Below are 7,253 nucleotides of genomic sequence, written 5' to 3' on the forward strand. Positions count from 1 at the left end.
GACCCAGAGACATTGGACAAAGACACATCGCTCCCACTGTTTATTGCCGGCCCCATGCTACGGCGTACGACACAGCATGAAGTGACGTTATGGTCAGTGCTGACACAAAAGCCCGACGATGGCATCGTCTCCGTTTATCAGCACAACCAGATATTAGCATCCATGCCGTTGTCAGCTGGGCATTGGTTTCGTATTGGCGCGCATGCGTGGGTCGTACTTCATCATCTCCGTTCAGCGCATGGGTTTCCCGTCGATCGACCATTGTCATACGACATACAGATCAACGGCAGTGGAATAGCGGACATCCAACCAGATGTTTTATATGACAACGAGCAAGCGCCCTCTTTTTGTATTCCCTCAAAAGCCACCCATATCGCGCATGGCTCGTGCCGACATCCGCACCATCGCTGCGATGATGCCCTCGTGACTCTCGACCAACATTTGGCCACGACCCCGATGACACAATGGCCCAATATGTTGATTATGAGTGGCGATCAAATCTATGCCGATGATGTCGCCACGCCGATGCTGCAGCGTATTCGCCGGTTAATTGCAGTATTAGATCTCAAAAATGAGTCTTTTGAAGACGCGCCCATTGTCGACTGCCGGGCGTTGGATACACACCCGGACAGCTATGCTCAACGTGGCAAACTCCTCCCTAACCAGCGTGCAGAGAGGGGCAACCGCTTAGAAAAACTGTTTGGGCAACCTCTGCCTATTTTTACCTCCAAAACCGTCTCTAATCACTTGATAAGCTTTGCAGAGCATGTCGCCATGTATTTGTTGGTATGGTCGCCGGTTCCTTGGAAACTAACAGACAGCGCTGACCATCAGCCCCCCAGTGGACTCACCGACGACCAACGCGCGCGCTATCAACAAGAAAAAGTCACCTTGGATGTGTTTCGCGCCGGCTTGCCTCAGGTAAAGCGACTATTCGCACACCTATCAACCTATATGATCTTTGACGATCATGACATCACAGATGACTGGAATATCACCGTCGGATGGGAGCAAGCCGCGTATTTTAATCCCTTTTCTCGCCGCATTATCGGCAATGGCCTCATGGCGTATTGGTTGTGCCAAGGTTGGGGCAATGCCCCCGACAACTTTAGCCAAGACTTTCTCACTACGGCCCGCCAAAGCGCCTATCAGCCCATTGATATTCGCGACTCGGACACACAAACAGAGGCTCATCAGGCCATGGTGGAGCAATGTCTGCGTTTTGAGCACTGGCATTACACGGTGCCAACAACGCCACATCTCGTCGTGTTAGATACACGCACACGTCGCTGGCGCTCTGAGTCACGAATGAATAAACCGTCGGGCCTGATGGACTGGGAAGCACTGATGGATTTTCAACATGATCTGTTAAGGCATGATAGCGCAGTGATTGTCTCTGCTGCCCCCATGTTCGGGGTTAAGTTTATTGAGGTATTGCAACGAGTCGCGACCTGGCTGGGCGTCCCCACTGTCGTCGACGCCGAGAACTGGATGGCCCACCCAGGGAGCGCCAACACCCTGCTGAGTATTTTTCGCCATCAACGTACACCCACCAATTATGTGATTTTATCTGGGGATGTGCATTACTCGTTTGCTTATGATATCCGAATCCGATTTCGCACCCATAGTCCGCGCTTGTGGCAAATAACCGCTAGTGGATTCAAAAATCGCTTCCCCGAGCCACTCCTCACCGTTTGCGAGTGGTGCGATCGCGTTTTATTCAGCCCACTGTCTCCACTGAATTGGCTCACTAAACGTAAGCGTATGCGCATTGATCGGCGCGATCCTGATACGCTAGGCCCTAAGCGGCTGGTCAATGCCAGTGCCGTGGGGTTAGTCACCCTCAATGAAGATGGCTCTCCACACACCATTGGCCTTCTGAAGACTGATGGCCAACGCGTCGCTTTCCCGGAAAAGACAAACACCGAGTCAACTCGCCAGCTAGGTTACCGTAATTCTCATCGATGAAATTTGGATAATGGCGTAAGCAGGCCTAACCTTAGAAGGAGTTGGCCGATAAAAGGAGGCTTTATGCAAGGAGAAAACCACGCACTCGTTTTTGATTTCCCGGAGCATCGCGATCGTATCCACCACCTTAAGCAACATGACCCCGCGTTTCAGCTCGATGCGCAACGCTATCATCAACTCGATCACCATATTCGTGGTTTAGAGATGAACCAAATCCCCACCAGCGACGATATCTTTACTGCCATGAAACGACAGCGCGCGCACCTCAAAGACCGCTTGTACGAAAAACTACGCACACATTGATGGGAGGAGAGCAATGCGTTTGTCGCATTCACTGTGCTTGGTGGTTCTGTTTCTTGGGACAATAGGGGCTGCAGAGGCGAAACCATCAACACGGAGACGGTGAGCCTTCGTGTTGAAACACTGAAATCCGGCTTTTCCCACCCATGGGGGATCACTGAGCTTCCGGATGGCGATCTACTGATTACCGAGCGTGACGGCAAGCTTAAACGGCTGACACCCAATGGGCTGGTCGTCTCCATTTTAGGCACCCCAAAAAACGTGTTTCAAGAGGGGCAAGGGGGCCTATTAGATATTGCCTTGGCACCTGATTTTGCGACCAACCAGCGTTTATATCTTTCCTACGCCGCCGTCGACGAGCGAGGACAAGCCGGGACAGAGGTAATAATGGCCACACTGTCTAAAGATGTACTTATTGACAGTCGTGTTATTTTTAAAGCCTTTCCCAAGCGCAGTGGCGGGCGCCATTTTGGCAGTCGTTTATTGACCACCTCTGAGCACCTATATATCACGCTCGGCGATCGTGGCCACCGCGATCGCGCGCAGTTTGCCGACGATCATCTGGGCACGCTCGTGCGTCTTAATCTTGATGGCACAGTGCCAGAAAGTAACCCGTTCACACAGGTGAATGACAAACGTGCTGAGGTGTTTAGCTTCGGACACCGAAATATCCAAGGCATCACCCTCGATAACACAGACACACGTATTTGGGCACATGAGCACGGTCCCCAAGGTGGCGATGAACTCAACGATATTCTCGCCGGTGAAAACTATGGCTGGCCGACTATAACCTATGGCGTTAACTATGGACTGGGCACACAAATCGGAGAAGGCACATCCAAACCTGGCATGCGCCAACCTGTGTATTACTGGGATCCCTCTATCGCACCATCAGGCATGACGATGGTGAACAGCCAGCAGTTTCCCATGTGGAAGGGGGATTTACTGCTCGGGTCGTTAAAGTTTGGCTTACTGGTCAGGTTAGAGCTGGAAAACGGCCAAGTCACACATGAAGAACGAATGTTCGACGGTCAGTTTGGCCGCATTCGCGATGTGATCCAAGCACGTGACGGCAGTTTACTCATCCTCACTGATAGAAGAAATGGCAGTGTATTACGGGTCACACCATTGTCTCAGTCATAGACCATTATCTCAGTCGAAGATAGGCGCTACAGTGATCCCTCGGCAGAAACACCATGAAGACGTAAACTATAACCGACCCCAAAATACTGCTTTTTCTGTTGAGCCGACAATTTAGGCAGTTGCAGATAACAAAAACGTTGTCCATCACTGCCAATCAACAAGCCACTAAATCGGAATAAAGCTTTAGTCGGTGTCTGAATATGAACACGCACCAAGGTTGCCACCCCCAACTTCAGTATCGCTTGCGTGACAGCTAAAGCGATGACTTCTTGGGTTTTTTCTATCGCATTGAGTTGTTCTTTTCTGGGCATAATGACGTTCGTTATATTCCATTAATATGAATTTCAGTATTTTCATCAAGATCGGTTGCCCTGAGTATAGATCGCACTATTCACCCATGTTACTTTTCGATTCATAACGCACGCATCTATCAAGGACACATCATGAAAGGGACGCTAAAACGGCTACTGTTCGGCACAATGCTGGTCTGCTCCCCCCTCGCCCAAGCCAGCGACCAAGCGGCATGTGGCAAGGTTTCTATCGCGGATATGAATTGGAACTCAGCCACATTAATAGCACATGTTGATCAATTTATCTTAGCGTATGGATATGGCTGTGATGTCTCTCTTGTCCCAGGCGATACCATGCCTACCGGCGTCTCAATGACGGAAAAAGGCGAGCCAGATATAGCGCCAGAGTTTTGGACAAACTCGCACAAAGCGATGTTGGACAAAGGCGTGCAAGCAGGACGATTACGGTACGCAGGCGATGTATTCTCACAAGGTGGCAACGAGGGCTTTTGGGTCCCCAAATACATGGTCGATCAACACCCCGAGTTAGCGACGAWTGAAGGCATCAAAGCGCATCCAGAGCTGTTCCCTCATCCAGAAGATCCTGATAAAGCCGCATTCGTGGGCTGCCCGGCGGGGTGGACATGTCAAATCTCAGCCCAACACATTTTTAACGCCCTTGAGTTGGACAAAGCCGGCTTTGAAATTGTCGACCCTGGCTCTGCAGCAGGCTTAGCCGGCACCATCGCTCGTGCCAATGAGCGAAAAAATCCTTGGTTTGGTTATTATTGGGCGCCGACGCCTGTGATGGGAAAATATGAAATGGTTGAAGTCGATTTGGGTGCCGATGTCAATTTAGCGCACTACAAACAATGTATCACCCAAGCGGACTGTCAATCGCCCCAGGTCACCGCCTTTCCCACCTCTCCCGTGCACTCGCTAACCACAGCATCTTTTGCTGAGCAAGCACCAGCAGCATTCGAGTATATCAACCGCCGCGAATATGATAATCAAGTAATGAGTGACATGCTGGCTTGGATGGATACCTATCAAGCGGACGGTGAAATAGCCGCAGACGAGTTTCTTCGGCGCTACCCTGCCGTTTGGCATCAGTGGGTCGATGCACAAACCGCGCAACGTGTCGAAGACGCACTACGATAACGGTAGAATATACACTGAGAGGACTATAAGTAGACATGACTTGCCGAGGATCCAATTGGCCTCGGCAAGCCTAACAAGCGTGTTACTCGATCACGCCAAGCTCACGGAGGCGTTCCATCAAGTAACTGTTGGCAGTATGGCGATCAGACAGCACCACATCTGGCTTAGGGTGCAAAAATAGCGGCAACGAAATACGCGCTTTGGTTTTATCCGCGCCTTCCGGGTTCACGACACGGTGGGTGGTAGAAGGGAAGTATCCGCCGGATGCTTCTTGAAGCATATCACCGATATTGACAATCAAGTTACCAAAATCACAAGGCACATCTAACCAGCTCCCGTCTTTTGCTTTCACTTGCAAGCCAGGCTCATTGGCAGCCGGTAATATTGTCAGCAAATTAATGTCTTCATGAGCAGCCGCTCGAATCGCCCCAAGCTCTTCATCACCCTTTAACGGTGGGTAATGTAAAACACGCAATAAGGTCTGTTGGCTGCCATTAATCATACTGGACAATGGCTGTGAGTAGTGCTGACTCACCTCAGACGGTGACTGACGTTCAACCCATGACAGCAAGGTTTCAGCTAAATGCGTAGCATGCTCGTAATAAGACTGTAGATGACTTCTCAGTGCGTCAGGACACTGCCCCCAAGGATAGTAGTGAAAGAATTCTTTTAAATCGCGCTTAGTATGACCTTTCGCGGTTTCTGCGACTTTGGCGGGAAAAAAGCCGTCTTGCGTATCGGGTTTATAGGTGAACAGATGCTTGTCTTCGGTATTAAAGAAACCTTCCCATTGCTGATAGATATCAGCGACCCATTGTTGCTGTAACGGGTGATTTTTTAATACACCAAACCCTGTTTCACGTAGGGATTTAACAAAGGCCTGCTCGGCATCAGGCGCATTAAAGTCAATGGCTTGCAGTGTCATAATGCTCTCGTAATCGTTTGCTTTTTATCATGAGGTAAGTGAAACAATAGTTTAACAGGCCGATCAGCGCACACAACGCAAAACTGTTCTCATAGAGAAACGCTTTGTTTTTCTACAAGCACGGTTGAGGTTAAATCATGCAGCCTCGAGATAGGCAAACAGATATCACGTGTTACACTCTATGCCGTTGTAAACGCATGGAGGTTATATGGGCGTTATTCGTTGGATCCTAGGCAAGATTATTCTGGTGATTGAGTCGTTGACTCAACCCAAGGCACCTCAGCTGAGCGCGACACAAAAACAGGCTATCGACACCTTGGCGCAGCAAGTTACCTTGTATCAATTTGCGGCCTGTCCGTTTTGTGTAAAAGTGCGCCAGGCCAGCCGCAAACTCGGCTTACCGCTGAACACCAAAGATGCGAAGCGTGATATAGACGCGCGGCAAGAGCTTGAACAAGGGGGTGGACGAGTCAAAGTCCCCTGTTTGCGAATTCAAAAGGCAAGCGGTGAGGTGCACTGGATGTACGAGTCAGACGATATTATTGCCTATTTAGACAAGCAGGTCGCGCCGATAATTGAAAAATAATTAGACACGTGTTGAGTCGGGGTCTATGGTTTTAGTGACAAGACTCCTTCGCTTGYCCCTTGTTGCCCGACTGGCTGATGCCTTTTATCGGGCTTTGCTAAACTGCCCTAGCACTGCGCCTGGGCAGTTTTCTTTTTAAACCTAACGGTTATCCATGTGACTATTGTCCACTCCCATCGATTCCATAAAGCACATTCATTTAAAAGCCATTAACATCACGTAAACCAAGAAAAGCGACATGCTTTCCCATTTTCCCTCGGAGCGTATATCATTGCGGTCGTCGCTCTGACTTGAGTTAGGTTTAATCACAAACTAGCTTTAAAAAGATAGAGAAATMAGGAGTGTGACATGACAACGTACGATCCTAGGCAAACGATCAGCAAAAGCCGTTTTCCCAACCTGCTCATCTTTTTCGCGCTGTTGTGCCTGATGTTGGTCAGTCATGGTGCGGAAGCGAGAGCTATTTTGACCCTTTATGGCGATGTCGCCAAGCACTCGTTTACCCGTGAAGAGCTGATGCAGCTGGCTGATCGTACGATTGAAACGAAAACCCCTTGGACGGAAGGTAAACAGGTTTTTCTCGGCTTGTCAGCACAAAAATTGTTGAAGAATCTCGACAAGCAAGGCCATGAATTGAAAGTTCACGCCCTCAATGATTATTGGTCTAAGATACCGACTGACGAGATCAATAAGTACAACCCGGTCTTCGCCATAAAGAAAAACGGCGAATGGATGCCTATTCGTGACAAAGGGCCGATTTGGGTTGTCTACCCATTATCCGAGTTTAATCAATACGACAATGAGATTTTACATAGCCGCATGGTTTGGCAAGTGAACCGTATCGAAGTATTAGGAAAAGAATAACAACGGACTGATGGGC

Annotated in this window: 8 protein-coding genes; 6 read left to right on the forward strand and 2 right to left on the reverse strand. The window is 49.5% G+C overall.

Annotated elements, in window-relative coordinates:
- Positions 1-54 precede the first annotated feature (54 nt).
- From BZG14_RS08895 to BZG14_RS08905, 3 genes are all read left to right on the forward strand, one after another.
- Positions 55-1,968: an alkaline phosphatase D family protein gene (locus BZG14_RS08895; RefSeq protein ID WP_077608558.1), complete on the forward strand. Its 1,914-nt coding sequence runs from the start codon at positions 55-57 to the stop codon at positions 1,966-1,968.
- A 63-nt stretch (positions 1,969-2,031) separates the two neighbouring features.
- Entirely contained in the window at positions 2,032-2,271 is a 240-nt protein-coding gene (locus BZG14_RS08900) for a YdcH family protein (protein ID WP_077608554.1), read from the forward strand.
- 99 nt (positions 2,272-2,370) lie between these two features.
- Entirely contained in the window at positions 2,371-3,411 is a 1,041-nt protein-coding gene (locus BZG14_RS08905) for a PQQ-dependent sugar dehydrogenase (protein WP_241824646.1), read from the forward strand.
- 26 nt (positions 3,412-3,437) lie between these two features.
- Here the strand turns inward: BZG14_RS08905 and BZG14_RS08910 are convergent, their stop codons facing one another.
- Positions 3,438-3,722 (reverse strand): hypothetical protein, encoded by a 285-nt coding sequence (locus tag BZG14_RS08910; protein WP_077608555.1) that lies wholly within the window; start codon positions 3,720-3,722, stop codon positions 3,438-3,440.
- A gap of 132 nt (positions 3,723-3,854) precedes the next feature.
- Here BZG14_RS08910 and BZG14_RS08915 point away from each other — a divergent pair, with 132 nt between their 5' ends.
- A complete protein-coding gene (locus BZG14_RS08915) occupies positions 3,855-4,862 on the forward strand; it encodes an ABC transporter substrate-binding protein (RefSeq protein WP_077608556.1) in 1,008 nt (335 codons plus the stop codon).
- 82 nt (positions 4,863-4,944) lie between these two features.
- Here BZG14_RS08915 and BZG14_RS08920 read toward each other — a convergent pair whose 3' ends face one another.
- Positions 4,945-5,787, reverse strand: coding sequence for a 2OG-Fe(II) oxygenase family protein (locus BZG14_RS08920; RefSeq protein ID WP_077485189.1), 843 nt, complete (start codon positions 5,785-5,787; stop codon positions 4,945-4,947).
- A 208-nt stretch (positions 5,788-5,995) separates the two neighbouring features.
- Between BZG14_RS08920 and BZG14_RS08925 the strand changes: the two genes are divergently transcribed.
- Positions 5,996-6,373: a glutaredoxin family protein gene (locus BZG14_RS08925; RefSeq protein ID WP_077485186.1), complete on the forward strand. Its 378-nt coding sequence runs from the start codon at positions 5,996-5,998 to the stop codon at positions 6,371-6,373.
- 429 nt (positions 6,374-6,802) lie between these two features.
- Positions 6,803-7,237 (forward strand): hypothetical protein, encoded by a 435-nt coding sequence (locus BZG14_RS08930; protein WP_077608559.1) that lies wholly within the window; start codon positions 6,803-6,805, stop codon positions 7,235-7,237.
- Positions 7,238-7,253 lie beyond the last annotated feature (16 nt).

It is taken from the genome of Salinivibrio sp. IB282 (assembly GCF_001995685.1).
GTDB classification, from domain to species: Bacteria; Pseudomonadota; Gammaproteobacteria; order Enterobacterales; family Vibrionaceae; genus Salinivibrio; species Salinivibrio kushneri.

Coding starts and splice junctions, on each gene's coding strand:
- BZG14_RS08895 (WP_077608558.1), top strand. CDS start 55: ATGCTACGGCGTACGACACAGCATGAAGTGACGTTATGGTCAGTGCTG.
- BZG14_RS08900 (WP_077608554.1), top strand. CDS start 2,032: ATGCAAGGAGAAAACCACGCACTCGTTTTTGATTTCCCGGAGCATCGC.
- BZG14_RS08910 (WP_077608555.1), bottom strand. CDS start 3,722: ATGCCCAGAAAAGAACAACTCAATGCGATAGAAAAAACCCAAGAAGTC.
- BZG14_RS08920 (WP_077485189.1), bottom strand. CDS start 5,787: ATGACACTGCAAGCCATTGACTTTAATGCGCCTGATGCCGAGCAGGCC.
- BZG14_RS08925 (WP_077485186.1), top strand. CDS start 5,996: ATGGGCGTTATTCGTTGGATCCTAGGCAAGATTATTCTGGTGATTGAG.
- BZG14_RS08930 (WP_077608559.1), top strand. CDS start 6,803: ATGTTGGTCAGTCATGGTGCGGAAGCGAGAGCTATTTTGACCCTTTAT.